The 25,517-nt window shown below is 64.1% G+C and carries 22 protein-coding genes; 21 read left to right on the forward strand and 1 reads right to left on the reverse strand.

Annotated elements, in window-relative coordinates; translation table 11 throughout:
* The 15 genes from H0W38_RS00005 to H0W38_RS00075 all read left to right on the forward strand — a co-directional run.
* Nucleotides 1-1,580, forward strand: a 1,580-nt coding sequence (locus H0W38_RS00005) for a DUF3400 domain-containing protein (protein ID WP_292450463.1), incomplete at its 5' end; no start/stop codon positions are given.
* Entirely contained in the window at nt 1,577-2,035 is a 459-nt protein-coding gene (locus H0W38_RS00010; protein ID WP_292450464.1) for an HIT family protein, read from the forward strand. The genes H0W38_RS00005 and H0W38_RS00010, both read left to right, overlap by 4 nt.
* A 31-nt stretch (nt 2,036-2,066) precedes the next feature.
* A complete protein-coding gene (locus tag H0W38_RS00015; RefSeq protein WP_292450465.1) occupies nt 2,067-2,483 on the forward strand; it encodes a DUF971 domain-containing protein in 417 nt (138 codons plus the stop codon).
* Nucleotides 2,484-2,493: 10 nt separating this feature from the next.
* On the forward strand, nt 2,494-3,225 hold the full coding sequence (ubiE, locus tag H0W38_RS00020; RefSeq protein ID WP_292450466.1) for a bifunctional demethylmenaquinone methyltransferase/2-methoxy-6-polyprenyl-1,4-benzoquinol methylase UbiE: 732 nt from the start codon (nt 2,494-2,496) through the stop codon (nt 3,223-3,225).
* A 227-nt stretch (nt 3,226-3,452) separates the two neighbouring features.
* Nucleotides 3,453-4,421 carry an EpsD family peptidyl-prolyl cis-trans isomerase gene (locus H0W38_RS00025; RefSeq protein WP_292450467.1) on the forward strand — a complete coding sequence of 323 codons (969 nt, stop codon included), beginning with the start codon at nt 3,453-3,455 and terminating at the stop codon, nt 4,419-4,421.
* Nucleotides 4,418-5,254 (forward strand): polysaccharide export protein EpsE, encoded by an 837-nt coding sequence (gene epsE, locus H0W38_RS00030; RefSeq protein ID WP_292450468.1) that lies wholly within the window; start codon nt 4,418-4,420, stop codon nt 5,252-5,254. The genes H0W38_RS00025 and epsE overlap by 4 nt, the downstream gene beginning before the upstream one ends.
* Nucleotides 5,255-5,269: 15 nt before the next feature.
* The gene (gene epsF, locus H0W38_RS00035; RefSeq protein ID WP_292450469.1) at nt 5,270-6,679 is read left to right on the forward strand and encodes a chain length determinant protein EpsF; all 1,410 of its coding nucleotides are present in this window, start codon (nt 5,270-5,272) and stop codon (nt 6,677-6,679) included.
* 5 nt (nt 6,680-6,684) lie between these two features.
* Complete coding sequence (gene epsG / locus H0W38_RS00040; RefSeq protein WP_292444898.1) at nt 6,685-7,575, forward strand: chain length determinant protein tyrosine kinase EpsG; 891 nt, start codon at nt 6,685-6,687, stop codon at nt 7,573-7,575.
* Nucleotides 7,572-8,471 (forward strand): exosortase B, encoded by a 900-nt coding sequence (xrtB, locus tag H0W38_RS00045; RefSeq protein ID WP_292450470.1) that lies wholly within the window; start codon nt 7,572-7,574, stop codon nt 8,469-8,471. The genes epsG and xrtB overlap by 4 nt, the downstream gene beginning before the upstream one ends.
* A gap of 27 nt (nt 8,472-8,498) precedes the next feature.
* Nucleotides 8,499-10,067 (forward strand): O-antigen ligase, encoded by a 1,569-nt coding sequence (locus H0W38_RS00050; protein WP_292450471.1) that lies wholly within the window; start codon nt 8,499-8,501, stop codon nt 10,065-10,067.
* A gap of 176 nt (nt 10,068-10,243) precedes the next feature.
* On the forward strand, nt 10,244-12,145 hold the full coding sequence (locus H0W38_RS00055; protein WP_292450472.1) for a hypothetical protein: 1,902 nt from the start codon (nt 10,244-10,246) through the stop codon (nt 12,143-12,145).
* Complete coding sequence (locus H0W38_RS00060) at nt 12,142-13,485, forward strand: oligosaccharide flippase family protein (RefSeq protein WP_292450473.1); 1,344 nt, start codon at nt 12,142-12,144, stop codon at nt 13,483-13,485. Before H0W38_RS00055 ends, H0W38_RS00060 begins: the two co-directional genes overlap by 4 nt.
* A 286-nt stretch (nt 13,486-13,771) precedes the next feature.
* On the forward strand, nt 13,772-14,962 hold the full coding sequence (locus H0W38_RS00065) for a glycosyltransferase (RefSeq protein ID WP_292450474.1): 1,191 nt from the start codon (nt 13,772-13,774) through the stop codon (nt 14,960-14,962).
* Between the two features lie 54 nt (nt 14,963-15,016).
* Nucleotides 15,017-15,970, forward strand: coding sequence for a DUF535 family protein (locus H0W38_RS00070; RefSeq protein ID WP_292450475.1), 954 nt, complete (start codon nt 15,017-15,019; stop codon nt 15,968-15,970).
* Nucleotides 15,971-16,010: 40 nt separating this feature from the next.
* Nucleotides 16,011-16,526 carry a serine acetyltransferase gene (locus H0W38_RS00075; protein ID WP_292450476.1) on the forward strand — a complete coding sequence of 172 codons (516 nt, stop codon included), beginning with the start codon at nt 16,011-16,013 and terminating at the stop codon, nt 16,524-16,526.
* A gap of 8 nt (nt 16,527-16,534) precedes the next feature.
* Here H0W38_RS00075 and H0W38_RS00080 read toward each other — a convergent pair whose 3' ends face one another.
* Complete coding sequence (locus H0W38_RS00080; protein ID WP_292450477.1) at nt 16,535-17,224, reverse strand: methyltransferase domain-containing protein; 690 nt, start codon at nt 17,222-17,224, stop codon at nt 16,535-16,537.
* A 283-nt stretch (nt 17,225-17,507) separates the two neighbouring features.
* Here H0W38_RS00080 and H0W38_RS00085 point away from each other — a divergent pair, with 283 nt between their 5' ends.
* From H0W38_RS00085 to H0W38_RS00110, 6 genes are read left to right on the forward strand one after another with little or no spacing between them, the layout of a single operon-like run.
* Entirely contained in the window at nt 17,508-18,545 is a 1,038-nt protein-coding gene (locus H0W38_RS00085; protein WP_292450478.1) for a glycosyltransferase family 2 protein, read from the forward strand.
* A complete protein-coding gene (locus H0W38_RS00090; RefSeq protein ID WP_292450503.1) occupies nt 18,497-19,519 on the forward strand; it encodes a glycosyltransferase family 2 protein in 1,023 nt (340 codons plus the stop codon). Before H0W38_RS00085 ends, H0W38_RS00090 begins: the two co-directional genes overlap by 49 nt.
* Nucleotides 19,520-19,526: 7 nt before the next feature.
* Nucleotides 19,527-21,728 (forward strand): glycosyltransferase, encoded by a 2,202-nt coding sequence (locus H0W38_RS00095; protein ID WP_292450479.1) that lies wholly within the window; start codon nt 19,527-19,529, stop codon nt 21,726-21,728.
* A complete protein-coding gene (locus tag H0W38_RS00100; RefSeq protein ID WP_292450480.1) occupies nt 21,706-22,803 on the forward strand; it encodes a WecB/TagA/CpsF family glycosyltransferase in 1,098 nt (365 codons plus the stop codon). Before H0W38_RS00095 ends, H0W38_RS00100 begins: the two co-directional genes overlap by 23 nt.
* Complete coding sequence (locus tag H0W38_RS00105; protein WP_292450481.1) at nt 22,800-24,077, forward strand: polysaccharide pyruvyl transferase family protein; 1,278 nt, start codon at nt 22,800-22,802, stop codon at nt 24,075-24,077. The genes H0W38_RS00100 and H0W38_RS00105 overlap by 4 nt, the downstream gene beginning before the upstream one ends.
* Entirely contained in the window at nt 24,074-25,489 is a 1,416-nt protein-coding gene (locus tag H0W38_RS00110) for a Coenzyme F420 hydrogenase/dehydrogenase, beta subunit C-terminal domain (protein WP_292450482.1), read from the forward strand. The genes H0W38_RS00105 and H0W38_RS00110 overlap by 4 nt, the downstream gene beginning before the upstream one ends.
* The last annotated feature ends 28 nt before the right edge of the window (nt 25,490-25,517 follow it).

The raw sequence follows: 25,517 nt of genomic DNA on the forward strand, positions 1-25,517 counted from the left end.
CCCTGCGCGCGCTCGGCGACGACAACGTGCATGCCGCCGATCTCAGCCATGCCTACACGCCGAGCTTCGGCCTCATGGGGCACGAGTCGCTGATCATGCAGCAGAGCGACATCGGCGCCATCTCCGATTCCATCAAGGACTGCCTGCGCTGCGGCAAATGCAAGCCGGTGTGTGCCACGCACGTGCCGCGCGCCAACCTGCTGTACAGCCCGCGCAACAAGATCCTCGCCACCTCGCTGCTGGTCGAAGCTTTCCTGTACGAGGAGCAGACGCGCCGCGGCGTGTCGATCAAGCACTGGCAGGAGTTCGAGGACGTCGCCGACCACTGCACGGTCTGCCACAAGTGCCTGAGTCCGTGCCCGGTCGACATCGACTTCGGCGACGTGTCGATGAACATGCGCAACCTCCTGCGCAAGATGGGGCAAAAGACTTTCCGGCCCGGCAATGCGGCGGCGATGCTGTTCCTGAACGCGCGCAATCCGGACACCATCAAGCTCATGCGCGGGGCGATGGTCGGCGTCGGCTTCAAGGCCCAGCGCCTGGCCAACGATCTGTTGCGCCGCCTCGCGAAGAAGCAGACCGCCGCGCCGCCGGCGACGGTGGGCACCGCACCGATCAAGGCGCAGGTCATCCACTTCATCAACAAGAAGATGCCCGGCGGCCTGCCGAAAAAGACCGCGCGCGCACTGCTCGACATCGAAGATGCCGATTACGTCCCGATCATCCGCAACCCCCAGGCGACCACGGCGGACAGCGAGGCGGTGTTCTATTTCCCCGGCTGCGGCTCCGAGCGGCTGTTCTCGCAGGTGGGCCTGGCCACCCAGGCGATGCTCTGGCACGCCGGCGTGCAGACGGTGCTGCCGCCCGGCTACCTGTGCTGCGGCTACCCCCAGCGCGGCTCGGGCCAGTTCGACAAGGCCGAGAAGATCATCACCGACAACCGGGTGCTGTTTCACCGCGTCGCCAACACGCTGAACTACCTCGATATCAAGACGGTCGTGGTCAGCTGCGGCACCTGCTACGACCAGTTGCAGGGCTACGACTTCGACAGCATCTTCCCCGGCTGCCGCATCATCGACATCCACGAATTCCTTCTCGAGAAGGGCATCACGCTCGACAAGGAGAAGGCCGGTGGCTACCTCTACCACGACCCCTGCCACAGCCCGATGAAGCTGCAGGCGCCGATGAAGACCGTCAAGGCGCTGGTCGGCGATGCCGTGCTCCAGAGTGACCGATGCTGCGGCGAGAGCGGCACCCTGGGCGTGACCCGGCCCGACATCGCGACACAGGTGCGTTTTCGCAAGGAAGAGGAACTGCGCAAGGACGAGGCGGCGCTGCGAGCGTTGACGCAAGGCGCTGGCGCTACGGGCGCGGTTGCTGAGCAGGGGCCGGTGAAGATCCTGACCTCCTGCCCGAGCTGCCTGCAGGGCCTTTCGCGCTACGGCAACGATCTGAATAACGGCCTGCTCGAAGCCGACTACATCGTGGTCGAGATGGCCCGGCTGATCCTCGGCGAGGACTGGCTGCCGGCTTACGTGAAGCGCGCCAACGACGGCGGCATCGAGCGGGTGCTGGTGTGAATGCAAAGCCGCTTCGCAGCGACTGCGAGTTGTGCACGCAGCCGGGCGGGTTGCTGGTTCACCGGACCGAGGAATGGCGCGTTGTGCGTGTCGCCGATGCTGCCTTTCCCGCCTTCTACCGATTGATCTGGAACCGGCACGCGTCCGAGTTCACCGACCTCGATGCTGGCGCGCGGCAGCGCTGCATGGACGCGGTGGCTGCGGTGGAGCGCGCCTTGCGCGCCGCGCTGCAGCCGACCAAGGTCAACCTGGCGAGCCTGGGCAACGTGGTTGCGCACCTGCACTGGCATGTGATCGCCCGTTTCGACTGGGACAGCCACTTTCCACAGCCGGTCTGGGGCAGCGCGCAGCGCAGCGTTGAGCCGCCTGCGGCCGCGCGCCTGCCGCTGGCGCTCGAGGCTCTCGACGCGCAGGTGGGCCAAGCACTTGCGTCGCTTTCATCCGCACGCGACTAAACTTTGCGGGCACCCGCACCGAAAGCGACCCATGGCTGGCCTCAGCAAAGACACCCCCACCCCCACCGCTCTGACCGTTCATCAGCAGTCGCGCGTGCTGGAAGTTGCCTTCTCCGACGGCGCGCAATTCAAGCTGCCGTTCGAGTTGCTGCGCGTTTATTCGCCTTCTGCCGAAGTCCAGGGCCATGGCCCTGGCCAGGAAGTGCTGCAGACCGGCAAGCGCGAGGTCGAGATCGTGGCGCTCGAGCCGGTGGGCAACTATGCGGTCCAGCCGACCTTCTCCGACGGCCACAGCTCGGGCCTGTACGCCTGGGATTACCTGTACCACCTCGGCGCGCGCCAGGACGAGCTGTGGAAGGACTACCTCGCCCGCTTGGAGACGGCCGGGGCGAACCGCGACGCGGCCATGGCCCAGGCCGGCGGTTCGGCCTGCGGGCACCACCATTGATGAGCCGTTCATGAGCCGCACGCACTTCGGCTTCGAGTCGGTCGAGGAGGCCCACAAGGCGGCCCGCGTGCGGGGCGTGTTCGATTCGGTCGCCGAGCGTTACGACCTGATGAACGACCTGATGTCGATGGGCCTGCACCGCGCCTGGAAGGCCTACGCCGTGGCAGTGGCCAATGTGCGCGCCGGCCAGCGCGTGCTCGACATCGCCGGCGGCACCGGTGACCTCGCTCGCGCTTTTGCGCCGCAGGTCGGCAGCACCGGCCTGGTGGTGCACACCGACATCAACGAGAACATGCTGCGCACGGGGCGCGACCGGCTCATCGACGCCGGCGTGGCGCTGCCCACCGCGTTGTGCGACGCAGAAACACTGCCCTTCGCCGAAGCGAGCTTCGATCTGGTCAGCGTTGCTTTCGGCCTGCGCAACATGACCCACAAGGAGCGGGCCTTGACCGAGATGTGCCGCGTGCTCAAACCGGGCGGTCGGCTGATCGTGCTGGAATTTTCCAAAGTGACCCCGGCGCTCGCCAAGACATACGACTGGTATTCCTTCCAGCTCTTGCCTCGGCTCGGCCGCTGGGTTGCGAACGACGCGCAAAGCTACCGCTATCTTGCCGAATCCATTCGCGTGCACCCCGACCAGGCAGCCCTCAAGGGCATGATGAAGAGCGCCGGCTTTGGCCACGTCGACGTGCACAACCTCGCCGGTGGTGTGGTCGCGCTGCACGTCGGCATTCGCTGCTGACTTTGCCCTTTGAGGGCGGAGTGTGTGGTGCGCCGCAGAGCGTTCGTTTTTTCCGTTGGCCAGCTCACATAAAGCAGCAGGTTGTGCGGTTTTAACGGCCGCAAACGAGGGGGGAAGCCACGGCGAACCCCAAAGGCGGCGGCTTACACTGATGCGCTTTCCGGTGTGCGAATTTCGTGGGTCCGGCGCATCGAAAACGGGTGAACGAGTTGGGAGACTCTTTGAACATGAAGCATGCATTTTTCGAAGCGGGCGCAACCGCGGTGCGGCGCACTGCCAAGCTGGTGATATCGGCCCTTGCGCTCGGTGCACTCGTTGCCTGCGGCGGCGATGACGAGGCCGAAAAGCCGGCCTCGCAAGTGGCCGCCAAGGTCAACAAGGAAGAGTTGTCGGTCCATCAGGTGAACTACGTGCTGCAGCGCCAGCCCGGTCTGCAACCCGAGGAGGCGCCGGCCGCGAGCCGCCACGTGCTGGAGCGCCTGATCGACCAGGAACTGGCGCTGCAACGGGCCGAGGAAACCAAGATCGACCGCAGTCCGCGCGTCATGCAGGCCATGGAGGCGGCACGCCGAGAGATCATTTCGCGTGCTTACCTCGAGAAGCTCAGCGAGGAGGCGACCAAACCCACCACCGAGGAGATCCGCACCTACTACGACGCGAACCCGGCGCTGTTCAAGGAACGCCGGATCTTCAGCTTTCAAGAGATCGCCATCGAGGCCAAGCCGGAGCAGGCAGAACCCCTGCGCAAGCAACTCGAGTCCGCAAAAACCGTCAACGAGTTTCTCGAGCACCTCAAGGCCAACGACATCCGCTTTGCCGGCAGTCAGGCCGTGCGTGCCGCCGAGCAGTTGCCGCTCAACCGCCTGCCGATCGTTGCCAAGATGAAGGACGGCGAGTCGATGTTTAACGTGCTGCCGAGCGGCGTGCAGGTCGTCGTGCTGGCCAGCTCGCGCAGCCAGCCGGTCGACCTCGAACGAGCGACGCCGGCCATCGAACAGTTCCTGCTGAATGAACGAAAGCGCAAGCTGATCGAAGAAGACGTGAAGGCGATGCGGGCCGGCGCGAAGATCGAATACGTCGGCGCGTTTGCGAAGGACGGCGCGTCCGCCCCGCAGGCGCCGGCGGCAGCGCCCGCCGCGCAAACGCCGGCATCGGCCGGTCTCGACATCGAGAAGGGCTTGAGGGGTCTCAAATGAACGATTGGAGAATGGGCATGCAGATCGTTTTCCTGCGGTTTTTGGCGGGTTTAACGTTGTTGCTGATGGTCGGCACCAGTGCCGTTGCGCAGACGGCAGCGAACAAGTCGGAGCACCTGCTCGGGCCGGGCGACGTCATCCGGATCACCGTTTATCAGAATCCCGATCTGACGTCGGAGGCGCGTCTGTCGGAAAACGGCAGCATCACCTTTCCGCTGCTGGGCTCGATCGAGCTGGACGGGCTGGGACTCAACGCGGCCGAGCAGAAGATCGCCCGGATGCTGCGCGAGGGCAAGTTCGTCATCAAGCCTCAGGTCGCCGTGCAGTTGCTGGAGATCCGCAGCGCGCAAATCTCCATCATCGGCCAGGTCGGCAAGCCCGGCCGCTACCCGATCGACACGACGAACAGCAAGGTCTCCGAGATGATCGCCAGTGCCGGCGGCATTGCCGCCACCGGTGACGACGTGGTCACGCTGGTCGGCACCCGCAACGGTAAGCCGGTGAAGATCGACATCGACCTGCCGGCGATCTACGAGACCGGCGAGTCGCAACTCGATGTGCGTGTCGCCAACGGCGACATCATTTACGTGCACAAGGCGCCGAACTTCTACATCTACGGTGAGGTGCAGCGACCGGGCGTCTACCAGCTCGAGCGCGGCACGACGCTGCTCAAGGCCCTGGCGCAAAGCGGTGGCGTGACGACGCGTGGCACCGAGCGTGGCATGAAGCTGCACCGGCGCGACGAAACCGGAGCCGTGACAGTGCTGGAGCCCAAGATGAACGATGTTCTCGAGGCCGAGGACATCATCTACATCCGCGAGTCTTTGTTCTAGATTCAGGAGACTCACATGTCCGTTTGGCAAATTTTGCGCATCGTCTGGGCGCGGCGCTGGCTGGCGCTGGGCTTGTTCGTGTTGACGACTGCCGTGGGCATCGGCTTCATGCTGAGTCTGCCGAAGCAGTACACGGCCGAGTCGACCCTCGTGTTCGACGTCAAGCCCGATATCGTGGGCATATTGGCGCCGAACATGGCGACCCCCGCCTACATGCTCACGCAGATCGAGATCATCCGGAGCGACCGGGTGGCCTCTCGGGTGGTCAAGGCCCTAGGGCTGGAGAACTCGGCTACGGCGGTCCAGCAGTGGCGAGAAGCGACGGACCGCAAGATTCCGCTGGACCGTTATTTCGGCGGGCTCCTGCAACGCGGGTTGCAGGTTCAGCCGGCGCGGGGCAGCAACATCGTCGCGGTGCTGTACTCCGCGCAGGAGCCGGTGTTCGCCGCGACCGTCGCCAATGCCTTCGCACAGGCGTACATCGAGATTTCCATAGACATGCGTGTCGAGCCTGCTCGGCAATACGCAGGCTGGTTCGACGAACAGTCGAAGGTGCTGCGCAACAACCTCGCTCAGGCGCAGAGCAGACTGTCGCAGTACCAGCGCGATAAGGGCATCATCGTTTCGGCCGACCAGGTCGATCAGGAAAGCGGGCGGCTTTCGGCGCTCAACGGTCAGTTGCTGGTCGCGCAGGCCGAACTGGTAGAAGCGGCGGGGCGGCAGCGCAGCAGCGGCACCGCGCTTTCACCCGACGTTGCGCAAAGCGGCTTGGCACAAACGCTCAAGGGACAGCTGGCGCAAGCCGAGACCCGGATGGGCGAGATCAGCAGCACCTTGGGCACGAACCATCCGCAGCGCCAACAGCTGGACGTGCAGATCCGAGAGCTCAGGCAGCAGTTGGCGACCGAGATCCGGCGCGTTTCGGGCGGCACCTCGGTCATCAGCCGCAGCAGCGCGCAGAAGGTCGAAGAGCTGCGCAACATGGTCGAGGCGCAGAAGAAGCAGGTGCTCGCCTTGCGCAACGAACGTGATCAGGCGGCCGTCCTGATGCGCGACGTCGAGACGGCACAACGCGCCTATGACGGTGCCAGCCAGCGCGTGAGCCAACTCAACCTGGAAAGCCAGACCAATCAGGCCAGCGTGCGTCTGCTCAACCCTGCCATCGAACCGCTCACTCCGTCGCAGCCGCAGATTCCAAAGGGCGTGGCGCTGGCTCTGCTGGCCGGCTTGGCCGTGGGCTTGGGTGCCGCGATGGGCCTGGAGCTGCTCGACCGGCGCGTACGCAGCCCTGAAGACGTGATCTCGCTCGAAGGCGTGCCGGTTCTGGGTGTGTTGCACCCGGTCGGCTCCAAGGTGCCTGTCTTCCGCAGGCTGGCGCTCGGCGGTATGCCGCGTCCGGCGGCGCTGCCCATGGGAGCACGATGATGCGAATGAGCGTCGCTACCGTTCCGACGCTGCCGCGTGCGAACCGCACGATCGGCGCGATCCTGATGGACGCAGGCCTGCTCTCGGCAGAAGACGCCGAGCAGATCCTGCGCCTGCAGCGCCAGAACAACCTGCGCTTCGGCGAGGCCGCCATTCGGCTGGGCCTGCTCACCGAGGCCGACATCCAGTACGCGCTGGCCCGCCAGTTCGACTATGCCTATCTGCGCATGAGCGAACACAAGGCGGTGAGCGAAGAAGTCATCGCCGCCTACCAGCCGTTCAGCGCCACGGTGGAGCGGCTGCGCGCGGTGCGCAGCCAGCTCATGCTGCGCTGGTTCGACAAGGCCGAGCACCGGCAGACGATGGCGATCGTGGGGCCGTCTCGCAATGACGGCCGCAGCTACCTGGCCGCCAACCTCGCGGTGGTATTTGCGCAGCTCGGCGAGCGCACCCTGCTGATCGACGCCGACATGCGTCAGCCGCGCCAGCACGAGCTGTTCATGCTGCAGAACAAGGTAGGCCTCTCGACGCTGCTGGCACACCGCTCGCGCGAGGAAGCCATCGTGCGCATCACCGATCTGGTCGGTCTGTCTGTGCTGCCGGCTGGCCCGGTGCCGCCCAATCCTTCGGAGCTGCTCAACCGCCCCGCCTTCGATGAGCTGATCTCGCACGTGCGTTCTTCCTACGACGTGGTGCTGATCGACACACCGAGCCTGTCGAGCGGCGAAGATGCCGCCATGATCGCCGTGCGCACCGGCGCCGTGCTGGCCGTGGCCCGCACCAAGCAAACGCGCGTGGCGGCCTTCGACGACATGGTGGTCGGCCTCACCAACGCCGGCGTGGCGGTGGTCGGCACGGTGCTCAACGATGTGCCGCTGAAGAAGCCCGCCAAGTGAGCTCCCCTGCTTTTCCGCTCGAATCGCGCTCATCCTGGCTCGGTGCTCCGAATGCCGGCTGGGTGATCGCGCTGCTCGGTTGGGCGGCGATGTACCTGCCGGTGTACTGGTGGGCCGGCAACACGATCTGGCAGTCCGACGAACACGCGCACGGCCCGATCGTGCTGGCGGTGCTGGTCTGGCTGCTTTGGGGCTTGCGCGAGTCGCTGGCGCAGTCGCCCGATGAAGTTCAGTTGGGCTGGGGATGGGGCTGGCCGGTGCTGGCTTTCGGCCTGCTGCTCTACGTGCTGGGTCAGGTTCTCAATTTTTCGATTTTCTTGTTCGCTTCGCAGACTTTCGTGCTGGCTGGCGCGCTGCTGCTCCTGAAGGGCACGCGAGCCCTGCGCCTAGCCTGGTTCCCCATTTTCTACACCATCTTCATGATCCCGCTGCCGGGCGTGCTGGTGGACGCGATCACCGGGCCGCTCAAGCAGTGGATCTCGGCGATCGTGGAGAACATTCTTTACGGCGTGGGCTATCCGATCGCCCGTACCGGCGTGGTCATCGTCGTCGGCCAGTACCAGATGCTCGTGGCCGACGCCTGCTCTGGCCTGAACTCCATGTTCAGCCTCTCGGCGCTGGGCACGGTGTTCATGTACCTGATGGCGCGCAAGAGCGTGCTGCACAACGCCATCATGCTGGCTTCTATCTTGCCGATCGCTTTTGCGTCGAACATCATCCGCGTGATCATTCTGGTGCTGATCACTTACCACTTCGGCGACGAGGCGGGGCAGGGCTTCCTGCACGGCGCGGCCGGCATGGTGCTGATGCTGGTGGCGCTGGTCATCTTCTTCCTGCTAGACACGCTGCTGGCCTGGGTTCTCGGCTCGCGCCGCAAGCCGGCAGCCACCGCCTGAGCTTGCGTTTCGGCCGGGAGAGCGTTAATGCCTGAGCATCTACGGGCCCTCGTCGTCATCCTCGTGTTTGCCAGCGTGGTGTTCGCGCTAGGCCGACGGCCCGCAACGGACCTTTCGGTGTTGCCCCAGGATTTCGCGCGCCGGCGCAACCTGTGGATCGCGGTGACGGTCATTGCATTTGTTTCGCACAACTACTGGCTGTTCGCCGGCTTCACCGGGCTGGTGTTGTTGATGGCGGGGCGAAAGGAAGCCAACGTCGTTGCGCTTTTCGTGTGGCTGCTGTTTGCGGTGCCTGCTTTTTTCAAGGAAGTTCCCGGCTTCGGTGTCATCAACTATCTGATGACGATGGAGTACATACGGCTGTTGACGATTAGCCTGCTGGTCCCCGCCTACATCGGCCTGCGCAGGCAAGCTCGGGTCGAGCGGAGCGGTTGGTTACCGACGGACTATCTGCTCTTGGTCTACATGCTGATCCAGCTGACGCTGCGCTTAAACGTAGATACCGCCACCAATACCGCGCGCTACGCCGTCTACGCGCTGCTCGACGTCGGCCTGCCCTACTACGTAGCCAGCCGGTCCTTGCGTGAGCTCAGCCAGTTCCGGGACGTCGCCATGAGCTTCGTGGTAGCGGCCATGGTGCTTGCACTGATCGGAATTTTTGAATCGGTGAAATGGTGGCTGCTGTACTCGAGCCTCGAAAGGGCGCTGGATGCGAACTGGGGGTACAGCAACTACCTCGGCCGCACGGCCATCCTGCGCGCCCAGGCCAGCACGGGTCAACCCATCGTCTTCGGTTATGTAATGGTGGTGGCGCTGGCGCTATATGCATACCTCCGTTGTTGCGTCAAAAGCCGGGCACTTTGGTGGCTGGGTTTTGCCCTTCTCGGCGGTGGGCTGCTCGCCTCGTACTCCCGCGGGCCTTGGGTTGGCGCTGCGGTAGGCCTCGTCGTGTTCAGATTGGCCGGGCCGAATGCGGTGGGCGGGCTCTTAAAGGCGGCCCTCGTTGTGGGTGCGATTTGCGCGCTCGTGCTTGTGTCGCCGATGGGCGATACCGTGATCGACCTGCTGCCTTTTATAGGAACGGTGGACAAAAACAACGTGGACTACCGAGAGGAGTTGTTGACGACCGGGGTGAGGCTAATCCTGCATGAGCCATGGTTCGGCGTCACCGGTTACATGAACCAGTTGGTAGACAACGAACTGGTGATCGGCGGCATGGTCGATCTCGTGAACACTTTCCTCGGTATCGGCCTGGCCTATGGCGTGATCGCGCTGGCCTGCTTCGTCGGTGTTTTTGCAGTCACCGCTCGTAGCGCTTACATGGCGATGCGCCGCTTGCCCAACCCGCAAGACGAAGCACGCATGCTCGGTTGCGGCATCCTGGCTTGCTTCACAGGCATCGGCGTGACCATCTTCACCACCAGCAGCATCACCGTCATACCGGTCATCTACTGGATCATGGCCGGCGTCGGCGCCGGTTACGTCGCGATGCTGCGCCGGCAGGCTGCGAGTCGCACTGCGGACCGGCAGGGCCTTGCCGCTGCGTCCGCGCGCTCTCGTCGCTTCGTGCCGCGAGCGGGCGCGCGTGTTTCATGACGCTTGGCCCGCATTTAAGAGCGCTAATCCTACCGAGCCTCTTCGTTTCGTTGTGCGTGGTCGGGTCGGCTGCCTGGGCGCAAGCCGCGCAAGTTCCCGACGCGGGCGCCTCACGGCCGAGCGCTGCCGATGCATGGCCGGAGCATGTCGTCGATTGGCGTGACACCCAGGTTGACTTGTCTTTTCTGAACGAAGACGAGAAGCCGGCTGGCCGGCGCGGCTTCGTCCGAGCGCAGGGTGACGCACTCATGTTCGGAGATGGCAGCACGGCCCGCTTCTGGGGCACCAACCTGACGGCAGCGGCGCTGTTCGGCACCGAGCCGCAGGCGGTACGGCAACAGGCCCGGCGCCTGTCGCGGCTGGGCTTCAACCTGGCGCGAATCCATCATCATGATTCGCACTGGGTCAAACCCAACATCTTCGGCCCTGCCGGCCAGCACGACACGCGCCGTCTCGACCCTGCCATGCTCGAGCGCATCGACTGGTGGGTGAAATGCCTGAAGGACGAGGGCATCTACGTCTGGCTCGATCTGCACGTGCAGCGCCAGTTGCGCGCTGGCGACGCCATTGCCGGCTTCGACGAGATCGCGAAGGGTCGCCCTGGTGTCGAGTTCAAAGGCTACAACTACGTGAACCCGGAGATCCGCCGGTCGATGCAGCGCTTCAACGAGGCGTATCTCGGCCATGTGAATGCCCATACCGGCCTGGCCTACAAGGACGATCCGGCCATTGCCGCGGTGCTCGTCACCAACGAGAACGACCTGACGCACCACTTCGGCAACGCCTTGCTGCCGGACAAGAACGTGCCGCACCATACCGCTGCCTACCTGCGCGAAGCGCGAGCCTTTGCCCGCGCCCATGATCTGCCTGAAAGGCAGGTGTGGCGCTCCTGGGAGCCGGGACCTTCGAAGCGCTTCCTCAACGACCTGGAGCATCGCTTCAATGCGGAAATGATCGCCCACCTGCGCCGCATCGGCGTGAAGGTGCCGATCGTCACAACCAGCCTGTGGGGCGAGCAAATGGCATCGCTGCCGGCGCTGACCGACGGCGACATGATCGATGTCCACGCCTACGAGACGCCGGGCCCCCTGGCGCGTGACCCGCGCACCGCCGCCAATGTGGCGCACATGATCGCCGCTGCGCAGGTGGCCGACAAGCCGGTGTCGGTGACGGAATGGAACATGAGCCCTTTCCCTGCCTTCGACCGGCATGTGCTGCCGATGTACATGGCCGCCAATGCAAGTCATCAGGGCTGGGATGCGTTGATGCAGTACGCCTACGCGCAGACGCCGTTGCAGCAGCCGGGCCCGCCGTCGAACTGGCACGCCTTCAACGATCCTGCGCTGCTGTCCAGCCTGCCCGCGGCCGCCCTGCTGTTTCGCCAGAAGCACGTTCAGGCGGCAAAGACCGTCCGTGTTCTGCAGCCCACTGCATCGCAGTTGTTCGATGAGGGCCTCACGGCCGGCGGCACGGCGGCTATGCGAATCGCCGCCGAACGCGGCCGGCTGCTTACCGTGCTGCCCGAGGTGCCGCAGTTGCCCTGGCTGCGGCCGGGCGTCGTTCCGATCGGTGCACGGCATGTTGACGACGGCGCGCGGCAGCTCGCCGATGTGCGCGGGAGCGAACTGCGGTCCGATACCGGCGAACTGGGGCGCAATTGGAAGCAGGGCGTCTTCACCATCGAAACGCCTCGCACCCAGGCTGCGCTCGGCCGCGTTGGTGGGCGCAGCATCGACCTTCCGCAGGTACGGATCGCTCTGACCAATGCCGAGGCGAGCATTGCGGTGCAAAGCCTCGACGGCAAACCGATTGACGTCGCGCACAAGCTGTTCGTGTCGATCGCAACCGCGTCGTTGCCGAAGGGACCTAAACAAGCTCCATTCTTCACCGAGCCTGCCGTGGGCGTAATCGAGATCGAGGCCGCGGCCGGCATGGCGCTGCAGCGCGGACCGCATGGGGCCGGGAGCACCAGTGATCCGCAGCTCGACTACGGCGACGGGAAGTACACACTGCGCTTCGCTGGCAAGGATGTGGTGCAGTGGGTCGTGCTGAGCAGACCGGAACAAACCGCGCCATGAGCCAAGCGGCAGCAACGGTGAGCTTGAAGCTTCGCACCTTTCGCGCTGCCGGCTGGACGGTGGGCGGGCATGTCGCCAGCCAGTTGCTTCGCTTCGGCAGCAACCTGATCCTCACCCGGTTGCTGTTTCCCGAGGTGTTCGGGCTCATGGCCATCATCCAGGCGGTGATGATGGGCGTGGCCATGCTGTCCGACATCGGCGTGAGTCAGAGCATCATCCGCAGTAACCGCGCGCACGACGAGCGGTTCATGAACACGGCCTGGACGATTCAAATCGCCAAGGGCGTGTTCGTGTGGTTGGTGCTGTGCCTGATCGCCGCACCGCTGGCCTCCGCCTACGACGAACCCTTGCTGGCGTGGATGCTGCCTGTGGCCGGGCTCGCAGCCGTCATCTCGGGCTTCTATTCCACCAATGGCGCAATGGCATCGCGCAACATCGACGCCAGGCGGATCACGTTCATTTCTCTCGGCGGCTACTCGCTGACCGTTGTGGTCTCGGTCCTCCTGGCTTGGTATGAGCCGACACCCTGGGCCCTCGTGTGGGGCAACCTTATCGGTGCCGCCGCGCAGATGCTGGCCAGTCACGTGCTGTTGCCTGGCGCACGCAACGGTCTCGCCTGGGAGCGGGAGTCGGCCCGCGCCATTATTTCTTTCGGGGGCGCGGTATTGTTGAGTTCGTCCCTCAGCTTCTTTGCTGGCGAAGGCAATAAGCTCGTTGCCGGTCTGCTGCTCGACATGCGCATGCTGGGTCTGCTCGGGCTAGCCAGCACGCTCAACCTTGTCATCTGGAGTGCAATCCAATTGGTTGGCAGCCGAGTGCTGTATCCGGCCTACTCCGAGGTGATGCGGACCGAGCCGGCGCGGCTCTCCAGCATCGTCGAGCGTTCGCGCTTCGTTCAAGTGCTGCCCACGTGGGGTGCCGCCATGTTTTTCGCCGTTTTTGGGCGGCAGGTCATCGAGTTTCTGTACGACCCTCGCTACGCCGATGCTGGCGTTATCCTGCAGATTCAGGCGCTAGGTCTGATGGCAGGCGTACTGTCGATGTCATACACCGGCGTCCTTTGGGCGACTGGCAAGATCGGACTAAGCACGGCCCTGTTGGCAGCACAAGGTGTTCTACAAATCGGCGGTATGTTCGTTGGCAGCCAGATTGCAGGCCAATTCGGTGTGTTAGTTGGCAGCGCACTGTCCGGGGTACTTATGTACCCAATTACCGCAGTGGTCTATGCTCGCCAAAAACTGTTCCACGCCAAGGTGGATGTGCCGGTGATACTTGCGTCGATCGCGGCAGCAGTCGGAGTGGTGCTGAGTAACGACTGGGCGGGGGCGCGCGCATGGTGAGTGCGCCCCGATGGCGGGTCGTCCGGTCTCGCATGCAGGATGTGTGTCGGTGCGCTCACGCTGACAGTTACGCCGACGGCATCTCTCCGCTCGCCTCCGCCGAGTCGAAACAAGGCCTCACAATGAAAGTCAGGGTAGTGCGACGCATGGGTGTCAGCGTGCCGAACCACGTCGCCGTCCACAGGCGCTCGGCGGTCGAGCGCGGATACCGGACGATACGGACACAGCCACCTCTCATGAACAGTCTCGCGTCTCCGGTTGGTCCGCGGCGCATGCGGAGTGGATCATGAGAATTGCTTTCCTGATCGGCTCGGTCGACGTTGGCGGCGGTAACTACGTGGTGTGTCAGCACGCCATGCATGCCGCAGCTATGGGTCATGAAGTCGCCGTGGTCGTGCAGACATCTTTCACGAAAGCTCAGCTTGCTTGGCATCCAGGCTTTGAGCAGTTGCGATTGATACCCCTCGATCAGCTGCGCAGCGAGCGTTTCGATATCGCGGTGGCGACTTTCTGGAAAACGGTGTCGGAGCTGCACCGGTTGAACGCCGGGCAGTATGTCTACTTCGTTCAATCGATCGAATCTCGCTTCTACCCTGCCGAGCAAGTGCATATGAGGCGGTTGGTGGATCGTACTTACGATCTGCGACTGCCATCCATCACCGAAGCCACCTGGATTCGCGAGCATCTGCGGCATTTCCATGGCAGCGAGTGCCTGCTGGCGCGCAACGGCATCCGCAAAGATGTCTACACGCCGCACGGCGAACGCCACGCCCCGCGTATCTCGGGGCGGTTGCGTGTGATGGTGGAGGGCAGCTTCGGCGTGCCATTCAAGAACACGGCGCGAACGGTTCGTTTGGTGCGGCGGGCTCGCCCATGGCAGAGTTGGCTTCTCACGACAACCGGAATGTCGTGGTATCCAGGAGTCGATCGCGTGTTCTCGCAACTGCCGATCGCCGAGGTGCCGAAGGTTTATCGGTCATGTGATGTGATCGTCAAGCTGAGCTTTGTGGAAGGCATGTTCGGCCCACCGATGGAAATGTTTCACTGTGGGGGAACTGCTATCGTTTATGACGTGTCCGGCCACGACGAATACATCGTTCACGGACACAATGCGCTCGTCGCGCCGATGCACAACGAAGCCACCGTACTGGACCATCTGCGCCGACTTCAAGATTCGCCGCGGCTTCTTGAAGATTTGAAATCCGGTGCGACCGAGACGGCGTCGAAATGGCCGGATTGGCCGCAGAGCTCCGCACGGTTTTTCGAACATCTCGAGGCTTGCTACGCGGCGCCGAAGGTTTCGAGGCAATGGCTGGAAGAAGCAACGCGCGAATTGCGTGAATACTTCCAAGCCCAATCGCAGAGTGCGACGTTCGTCAAAGAAGGTCATCGCCGCGTCGGATGGTTGCGTCGCCTTAAGAATGACACGCGCGTCTATTCCAGTTTGCTTCGGTATATTGCCGATGGCTATCGATAAAGCAAGTCTGCTACAAGGTATTGTCCTAGATCGTGTTCTCAGAAGGAGTATTGGTTGACTAACGACTGGTCGGTTCTGTGGAAGCTGTCCGCAGCTGCATGCGGCCGCAGTGGCCTGGGTGCTCTCAAGCGCAGAATTGTCTTCATGGTTGAATCTTCCAAGGTCACCAGACCGCTGCAGGCGCTTCTGCATCCGGCGCCCGGCAGCCCTCTTCAGCGTGCGATAGAGCAGCGCCCGGACATGGCCGGTGTCGTCATGTGGCCCTATATCTGCGCCAACTGGAGCACCGCTGAGCGTCTGCGACGCGTCGCAGGCCACTTCGCCGTCATCGAAACCCGGCTTCCTGTGCTTGACTTCCCCGCCCAAGCCAGTTTGGTGCTTGTCGACCTGGGTGCTGTTTTCGAAAGTTTGAGCGTCGTGCTCGATCGGCCGAAGTGGTTCATGCGGGAGGGGCAGATGGCACTCAACCTGTTTCTCGGGGACGTTCGAATCTATTCGCTGGCTTTCGCGCTAGACACCGAGGCAGGACGCACGATCGCCCATGTCGGGGCGATCCAAGGCGTCGCCACCGAAGGCATCCAAGCAGACTACAAGGAACTGACCAAAGCCCTGCACGGCATGCGACCGCGCGATTTTCTTGTCGAACTGTTCCGCATTTTCTGCCGCTGTGCCGGCGTGATGACCATCCTTGCCGTGGCCGATGCCAGCCGCCAGCACCGCAGCGCCTACTTCGGTGCCGCCAAGGCGGAGAAGTTGACGCTGAACTACGATGAAATATGGATTGAACGCGGGGGCGTGCAGTCGACGCCCGATTTTTTCCTGCTCGGCCTGCAGACGCCTGCAAAGGATCTGGAAGAGATTCCCTCGAAGAAGCGGGCGATGTACCGGCGTCGTTATGAGTTCCTGGCCTCCCTCGAGGAGCGCATGCACGAAGCGCTCGGCCAGCCTCCCGCCGTGGGTGCATCACCGCAGGTCGCGGAGCCGGCGCTGGGCGTCGCGGCGGCATGACGCGAATGCATGGTTTGAGCGACATGATTGGTCATTGCGCATGAACAGCGATCCCACCGAAGCGAATGAGCAGTCGTGGAACGGATGGAGTCCGAGTGATTCGCTCGTTGCCAGCATCCGCACGTACCAGCGATATCACGAGCAAGCAGGCTTACGCGCGAGGTTGCTGCGAAGAGCAGCGCGGATCACGCATACTTTCTGGAGCATCGTGACCGCTTCGGACATCCGTCCGCAGGCTCGACTGGGACAGGGCTTGCGCATGCCGCACCCAACGGGTGTTGTCATCCATCACGATGCGGTCATTGGGAATGACTGCATCCTCATGCAGCAAGTGACGATCGGCCAATTGACCAAGCCGGGTGCGCCGGTTCTCGGCCGGAATGTCTATGTCGGCGCAGGTGCCAAGGTGCTCGGCGCCATCACAATCGGCGACGGTGCGCGCATTGGTGCGAATGCCGTCGTCCTGATAAGCCTTCCGCCTCATTGCACCGCGATAGGCATCCCTGCACGGATCGTCAGAACCGACAATTCCGGGCAGGACGGCATCGCTCAGTGACCCGTTGCTTATATTGCGGCGCTGAAATGCGAAACGCCTGCGAGGTCCGCGTTGCCCCCCGCAGCCCAAAAGCCGACGTCATATCGGCTGTTGCGCGACAGGATGTGTCGCTGCGCCGGCCAGTGATCGATCCGCACCAACTGCTCGGAAGCGTCGAGCACTCGGCTATGCACCGGATTGAGGTAAGCGATGCGCAGCCGGCGCGGTTTCTGGGCGAGCGTTTGGTCCAGTCCGCGAATCACGCTTGTCATCGTCCCTTCGCCGAAGGGATGAAACATGAAGATCACGGTCGTTTCCGCGTGCGCATAACTTTCGGCCGACTGACAAACGAATTCGACATTGCGATCACGCCAGCGGTCCTTGGCGCGATTTCGATCGGCCTGCTCGACCAAGCTCCCTTCGATTTCGACGCCGATGGCGCGTTTGGCGCCGAGCCACGCGGCACTGAACACGGTGCGCCCCAGCCCGCAGCCCAGATCGACGAACACGTCGTTCGCTGCAAGGCCGATGTGACTCAAGATCCGAAAGAGGATGCTGTAAGGCACCGGCGTGTAGTGAACCCGAAAGTTGGGGTGATCCGCCATTCCAACGGCCGGGTGATACCCGAACGTCGAGATGCCCAGCCGCAGATCCCAGAAATGGTCGTAGGGATGCATGGCTCGATCCTTCAGCCCCAAGCCCTTCAGCGCCGCCACCATCTTGGTCATCCTTTCATAAAGAATCTGCAGTGGCCTACAGCGCGCCGGAGTGTGCCGCCGAAAGACAGCGGCGTCTTCCCCCTTGGTCCGGGTGCTCGGGCAAGCAAGCCCTCGTTCAGCGAAATCATTTCCCTCGCTCCCAATTGCAGACAGTTCTTGCTTCTCGCAAGGAGGTTGACCAATCGGAAGAGCTGCTCCGTCTGACCCCCGATACTGACATTCGATGTGTTGATGCAGTCGCCTGAACACAGACAACATTCCCCACCCTAACGAAGCATTATCGATGGAGGCCAATCACGTTTCAGCCAATGGCACGCTTGGCCCCGGCGCATGCTGCGCTGCGCCCAAGGGTGTCGCAGCCTCGTCAATGGCCGTCGACGTATCCGTCATTGTCGTCAATTACAACACCGCGCATCTGCTGCACGATATGCGCACGGCACTGGTTGCCTCGCGCCGTGATCTGACCTTGCAAACGATCGTCATCGACAACGCGTCTCGCGACGATTCTCTGGATTTGCTGAAGCGCGACTTTGGCGAAGTCGACCTGATCGTCAATCAATCCAACGTCGGTTTCGGGCGCGCCAACAACCAAAGTTTGGCGCTTGCCAAGGGCCGCTACATCCTGCTGCTCAACACCGATGCATTCGTTGCAGCCGACACGCTGCACAAGACGGTGAGCTACATGGATGCGCATCTGGATGTCGGCGTCCTGGGCGTGCGGCTCGTCGGCCGCGACGGCTTGCTGCAGCCGAGTTGCCGTTATTTCCCCACGCCCTGGAACGTGTTCCTTGCACGCACGGGGCTCGCGCGCTACTTTCCGAAGGTGCGGATGGTCGATGACCTCGAGTGGAGCCATACATCAGTACGCGAATGCGACTGGGTGACGGGTTGCTACTACCTGGTGCGTCGCGAAGTGATCGATCAGGTCGGTCTGTTCGATCCTCGCTATTTCTTGTATTGCGAAGAGATGGACCATTGCCGCGCGGTCAAGCGGGCCGGGTGGAAGGTGGTTTACTTTGGCGGCACGAGCGTTGTCCACTTGGGCGGCGAAAGCGCCAAGTCCGATGGTCAACTCACCTCGGCCGGCAAGCAGATCTCCGCTTTGCAGGTGGAGAGCGAACTGCTCTTCTTCCGCAAGCATCATGGGCTGCTCGGCGTTTGCGGTTCGGTGCTGCTGTCGACGGCTACGGATGTGGCCTTGATTTTGAAGTCCTGGTTCAAGCGGTCGGCAACGCAGCGGGCGGGTATCGAAGCCGGCCACCTGAGAACTCTATGGAGCCTGTGCCTGAGAACCCGCATGGGTTCGAGGCCGACGAGGTGAATCGCTCGAACATCGGGGTGGTGGTCATTGGCCGCAACGAAGGCGAACGCCTGGGCCGCTGTCTGCGCTCGGTGCAGTCCGATACAGCGGCAGTGGTGTATGTCGACTCCGGCTCGTCAGACGACTCGGCCATGCTCGCTAGCGCTATAGGCGTGGAGGTGCTCCTGCTCGACATGAGTCTGCCCTTCACGGCGGCACGGGCTCGCAACACAGGCTTGCGCCGCTTGCGTGAACTGCAACCTGACGTGCAATACGTTCAATTCATCGACGGCGATTGCGAACTGATCGGAGACTGGCTGGCAACCGCATGCCGCTTTCTCGATGAACATCACGACGTGGCCGTGGTGTGCGGCCGGCTGCGCGAGCGCTTCCCGCAGCGTTCCATCTACAACCTCCTGTGCGACATGGAATGGAACCGGCCCGCAGGCGAGGTGCGCGCCTGCGGCGGCATCGCGATGATGCGAGTCGAGGTGCTGGCGGCCGCGGGAGGTTTCCGGGAAGATCTGATCGCCGGTGAAGAGCCAGAGCTGTGCGTGCGCATCCGTGCCGGGGGCGCACGGATCTGGCGTCTGGCCGACGACATGGCTTGGCACGACGCCGCGATGCTGCATTTCGGGCAGTGGTGGCGGCGCGCTATCCGGGCCGGCTATGCCTATGCCGAGGGTTCATTGCTGCACGGGGGCCCACCTGAGCGCCACTATGTGCCAGAAGCGCGGCGCGCGCTGGTCTGGGGTGCGGGGCTGCCGCTGCTCATCGCCGTGCTGTCACTGAACAGTCCGTCCTGGTGGGTACTGCTGCTGATCTATCCGGCGCAGATGCTGCGCCTCGCCTGGCGCGACGGCATTGGCCAGCGCGAGCGGCGCTGGCGGGCGGTGTTCCTGGTGCTGTCACGTTTCCCGGAAGCGCAGGGCATGCTCAGGTTCTGGCTCAACCGTTGGCGCAGGCAGCGCGGCGCGTTGATCGAATACAAGTAACGCGAGCATGCAACTGTCTGTCCACGAGCCTGGCGCAGCGGCCATCGTGGCCTACTTGGCACCGGAAATTCCGGCGCTGTCGGCCACCTTCGTCTACGAAGAACTGCTGGCGCTGGAGCGATGCGGCGTGAAGGCGGTACCATTTTCGGTTCATCGGCCGACACACCCCGCTTCGGCTCAGGCCTCGCTGGCAGCACGCACACGTGTCTTGTATGGCGATTCGTCGGCCCGCGCGGTGTTGCAAGCGCTTGCCGCGCTGCCGCACTTCGGTCGCGGCAGCCTGGAGTCGTTCTCATGGCTGCTGAGCGACATGCTCGCCGTCAAGCCGTGGCGCCTGCAGGCCTGGAAGCTGGCCTACCAGTGGCTCGCCGCCGCCCGCCTCGCCCGGCTGCTGCAGGACGCGAGCTGCACTCACCTGCACGTGCATTTCGCGCACGTGCCCACGCAGATCGGCATGTATGCGGCCGCCTTCACCGGGCTGCCTTTCACCGTGATGGCGCACGCGAACGACATCTTCGAGCGCGCGCTGCTGCTGCCGCAGAAGGCCCGCCGAGCCCAGAAGATGCTCACCATCTCTCACCACAACGTCGTCTACCTGCGCTCGCTCGGCCTGCCGGCCGACAAACTGGCGGTCGTGCGCTGCGGCGTAAGTTTTCCGCCGCGGGCCGACCGGCCCGTCTTCGAGAAGCGCCCGCGCTATCGGATCGGGACCTTGGGCCGGCTGGTCGAGAAGAAAGGTGTCGACGATCTGCTGCGTGCCATGGCAAGGCTTCGCCATGACACGGAAGTCGAGTTGAGCATCGCCGGCGACGGCCCGCTGCGCACCGAGTTCGAAGCGCTGACCCGGCAGCTTGGCCTGCACGACCGCGTCCGCTTCGAAGGAGCGCTGGAACATGCGGCGGTCACTCCGTGGCTCCACACGCTCGACGCCTTCGTGCTGGCCTGCAAGACCGACGCGCAGGGCGACATGGATGGCATTCCGGTGGTGCTGATGGAAGCCATGTCGCAGGGCGTTCCTGTCGTGTCCACACGCTTGTCCGGCATCCCGGAGCTGGTGGTGCACGATCGCACCGGTCTGCTCGCCGAGCCCACCGACCCGGCCAGTCTGGCCGAGCAGTTGCAACGCCTGCTCGACGAGCCCCTGCTGCGCGAACGCCTGGCCACGGCGGCACAGGCCCATGTCGAGGCCGAATTCGGGCAAGCCGTGAACATCGATCGTCTGATGACGCACTGTGGCCTCGTGCCCGCTGCGGCAGACTCCCAGCCTTCGCCAACGAGCCCCGGCTCCATGAACCGCCGATACGTCCTCATATCGCCCTGCCGCAACGAAGCCGATTTCATGCGCCAGACGCTCGACACGGTGGTCGCGCAGTCGGTGCTCCCTGCGCGCTGGGTCATCGTCGACGACGGCTCTACCGACGCCACGCCGGCCATTCTGGCCGAATACCAGGCGCGGCACGACTGGATCACCGTGGTCACGCGCAAGGACCGTGGCCGCCGGGCGGTGGGCCCGGGCGTGATCGAAGCCTTCTACGACGGCTTCGATTCCATCGATCCGAACGACTACGACTATCTGTGCAAGCTCGACCTCGACCTGAGCCTGCCGCCCCGCTACTTCGAGCTGCTGATGCAGCGCATGGAAGCCGATCCCCGCCTCGCCACCTGTAGCGGCAAGGCCTATGTGCGCAAGGGCGATGCACTGGTCAACGAGAACCACGGCGACGACATGTCGCTCGGCATGACCAAGTTCTACCGCGCGCAACGCTTCCAGCAGATCGGCGGCTTCGTGCGAGAGGTCATGTGGGACGGCATCGACTGCCACCGCTGCCGCATGCTGGGTTACAGCGCCCGCAGTTGGGACGATCCCGACCTGCGCTTCGTCCATCTGCGGCCCATGGGCTCTAGCCAGACAGGCATCCTCACCGGCCGCATGCGGCACGGCTTCGGCCAGTACTTCATGGGCACCGGCTTCTTCTACATGCTGGCCAGCGCGCTGTTTCGTGTTCGTGAGGCGCCGGTTGTCGTGGGCAGCGCGGCCATGCTGTGGGGCTGGCTGAAGAGCGCGCTGCAAGGCAAGCCGCGCTACGGCGACCTGGCGTTTCGCCGCTTCCTGCGGCGCTATCAGTGGCGTGCCCTGATGGTCGGCAAGGAAAGAGCCCTGGCCGAAATTCACCGGGAGCAGGGCGTTGCAGCCGGACTTCAACCGTGAGGTCTACTGCCTGCTCGGCCTGCCCTTCGACGCGATCGGCCTGGACGCCGCGGTGCAGCGGGTCCAGCAGGCCGCGCGCGAGCGCAAGCCGTGTTTCCTGTCCACGCCCAACCTCAACTTCGTGGTCGCGGCGCAAACCGACGCGGCGTTTCGCAATTCGGTGCTGCACAGCGATCTGAGCATCGTCGACGGCATGCCGCTGGTCTGGGTGGCGCGGCTGCTCGGGTTGCCGCTGCGCGAACGAGTGGCCGGTGCCAGCGTGTTCGAACGCCTGCGGCGCGACGCCGGCACGCCCATCAAGCTCTTTTTCTTCGGCGGCGCCGATGGGGTGGCCCGTGCCGCATGCGAGAGCTTGAATGCCGAGCCGGGCGCATTGAGCTGCGTCGGTTTCGACGCGCCGGGCTTCGAGTCGGTTCAAGCGATGAGCGGCGAAGAGCGAATCGCCAGGGTCAACGCTGCTGGCGCCGATTTCGTGGTCGTCGCGCTGGGTGCGCGCAAGGGGCAGGCCTGGATCGAACACAACCGCTCGCGCCTGCGCGCGCCGGTGATCAGTCACTTGGGCGCCGTGATGAACTTCGTGGCCGGCAACGTGAAGCGTGCGCCGCCGTGGCTGCAACGCGGCGGGCTCGAATGGGTGTGGCGCATCAAGGAAGAGCCGGCGTTGTGGCGGCGATATGGGAGCGATGGGCTGGCGTTTGCCGCCTTGCTGATGCGGCGCGTCCTGCCGCTTGCGCTGCAATCCTTTCTCCGGCGGCCGAGCCGGCAACAACTCGGTGCTGCGAAAGTCAGTCTCGAAGAAGGCCCGCAAGCTGCCGTGCTGCGTCTGGAGGGTGCGTGGACGGCGGCGAATCTCGCGCCTCTGCGCAAGGCCTTCACTGACGCGGCCGGCAGCCGCGAGCCCCTACATCTCGATCTGTGGGGCGTTTCGCATCTCGACAGTGCAGCGATCGCGCTGATGAGCCTGCTCTGGGCCAGCCGCACCGGCAATCCCGGTGACGCGCTCCTCTTCGGCGTTCAGCCTCGAGTGCGTCGCCAGATCGAACTTTCGTGTTCGACCTATCTACTCGCCGAATGATCTCCACCCTCTTCAAGTCGCTTCGCAATCGGCTCAGCATTGCCCGCTTGAGGGGCTGGGCGGCGTGGTGGTCAATCGCCAACCCGGAGCCGGTTGCAAGTGAATCGGCCCTTCGCCTGCTGATCCTGCCGAGCGATCCGTGGACCCTGATCGGCGCAAAAGGCGACGAGGCGATGATGATGGCGGTGACCTCGCAGCTCCGCGAGAAGCACCCGCGCCTCACTGTCGGTGTCGTCACCGCGACGCCTCAGGCGCAAAAGGCCGCCGAGGGCCTCGGAATGATTGCTGTGCCTGCCTGGAGTTCGCACTTCGCGCAGGACTACGCCTGCATGCGGCGGTTTCGCCCGAACCGCGTTGCGATCGTCGGCGCAGATGTGATGGACGGCTACTACAGCCCGGTTCTCACCGCCAAGCTGCTGGTCCTGGCCGATGTCATGGCGCGCCGCGGAGTCAGGGCGATGATCCTCGGCTTCAGTTTCAACGCCCAGCCGAGCGGCTTGCTCAAGGCCGTGTTCAACCGTCTGAGCCCCGAGGTCGCGGTCAATGTGCGCGACAAAGTGTCCCTGGAACGTTTGCGCAGCTTCTGCCGAACGCCGGCCACCCTGGTGGCCGATGCCGCATTCATGCTCGAGCCGGCGGAGCCGACACCGGACATCGCGGCGGTGCACGCCTGGGCGTCGAGCCGCCGGGCGGCGGGCGATCGGGTGCTGGGCTTCAACATCCACCCGATGCTCGTGCGCTCGTCCAATGCGGATGACATCGCCGCGTTGGTGCGTGCCGCGGTCGATGCCCTGCGAACGGTCATGGCCCGGCGCGCCGTGTCGGTCCTGCTGATCTCGCACGACTACCGCGGCGCACAGAGCGACGACGCCTGCCTCGAGCCGCTTCATCGGGCCTTGGCCGACGAGCTGGGCCCGCGCCTGATGTACTGCACGCGCAAGTTCAGCGCAGCCGAACTTAAGGCCATTGCTGGCGAGATGGACGCCGTGGTCACGGGACGAATGCACCTGGCCATCGCAACGCTGGGCATGGGCAAGCCCGTCGCGGCCCTGACCTATCAGGACAAGTTTCACGGGCTTTTCGAGCATTTCGACTATCCCGAGAAGTACCTGCTGGCCCCCGCAGCGCTTGCCGATGGCGAGTCGCTGGTCCGCATGATGTGCGAGTTGATCGACGAGCTGCCGGCCCTTACGGCGCGGGTCGCCGAGCGATTGCCGGCGGTCATCGACGCGTCGCGCCGCAACGTCGACACCTTGCTTCAGGGGGCGCAATGACGGCGGGCCGGTTCGGCATACGCCAGGTGATAGACGGGGGCTTTTGCGTCGGCTGCGGCGCCTGCGCGGCCGCAGCGCGCGATCCTGCCGTGATGCGCTGGACGCCTTTCGAGCTTTATCAAGCCGACCTGACGCCGCTGGGCGAGCGTGCAGTCGATGCGCTCTCGCCGGTGTGCCCTTTCTCGGACGATGCTCTCGACGAGGACCGATTGGCCGAAGAACTGTGGCCCGACATGCCCGCGGCTCGGCCGGGAGTGATCGGGCGTTATCTGAGCGTGGGGGCCGGGCGAGTGGTCGATGCCGGCCTTGTCAAGCAGTCGAGCTCTGGCGGCCTGACCAGCTACGTGCTGCGCCAGTTACTCGAACGCGGGCTCGTGGACGGAATCATCCATGTCGGCGACACGGAAGGGGGCCCGAATGGCGCGGAGGGCACTCTCATGGGCTACCGCTTGTCATACCGTGCAGAAGACGTGGCGCGCAACAGCAAGTCTCGCTATTACCCAATTGAGATGTCGCGGGTGCTCGCGGCCGTGCGCGGGGACGGCAAGCGTTATGCGCTGGTCGGCGTGCCTTGCTTCATCAAGGCCGCCCGCCTGCTGTGCCGCGAAGACGATGCCTTGCGCGAGCAGCTCGTTTTCATGGTCGGGCTGGTGTGCGGCCACCTGAAAAGCGGTGCCTTCGCCAGGAACTTCGCCTGGCAGATGGGCGTGCCGCCCGAGCGGCTGGGCCGTTTCGATTTCCGGGTGAAGGACGAGCATCAATCCGCCAACGCCTATTCGGTCGCGGCCACCGAAGCAGGCACCGGGCGGGTGGTACAGGCCCCCTCGAGAACCTTGTTCGGCAGCGACTGGGGCCTCGCGATGTTCCGACCTCGCGCCTGCGATTTCTGCGACGACATCGCCGGCGAACTCGCCGACGTGTGCTTCGGCGACGCTTGGCTGCCCCAGTACGAAGGCGACTGGCGTGGCACGAACATCCATGTGCTGCGCAACGAGCAGGTTGCGTCCATCCTGAAAGAGGGCGAGCAGCGCGGCGACATCGTCCTGTTCGATTCCGACGCCGACGAGTTCGTCGCCAGCCAGGGCGGCAACTACCGGCATCGCCGCGAAGGTCTGCAAGTGCGCCTCGCGGACCGACACCGCGTACGGCAACCCGCGCCGCGCAAGCGCCAGTTCGGCGTCGAGCACCGGACTGCCCTGTTCAAGAGGTTTGTCTATCGCGCCCGCGTGGAGCTCGGCGATCACAGCCACGGCATGTTCCGCCGTGCCGTCGAAGCAGGCGATTACGGCGCGTTCCGCGCGGGGATGAAGCCTGCCCTCAGGCGTTACCGCCTGTTTGCTATGCTGAGTTCGGGGCGTGTGCTTGCGCAAATGATCGGCTTCGTGACGCGCCGTTTCGGCATGCGTCGTTGAGGCGCGACGTGCTCGGCTGCCGATAAAA

The sequence above is a fragment of the Methylibium sp. genome (assembly GCF_013817365.1).
GTDB lineage: Bacteria > Pseudomonadota > Gammaproteobacteria > Burkholderiales > Burkholderiaceae_C > Methylibium.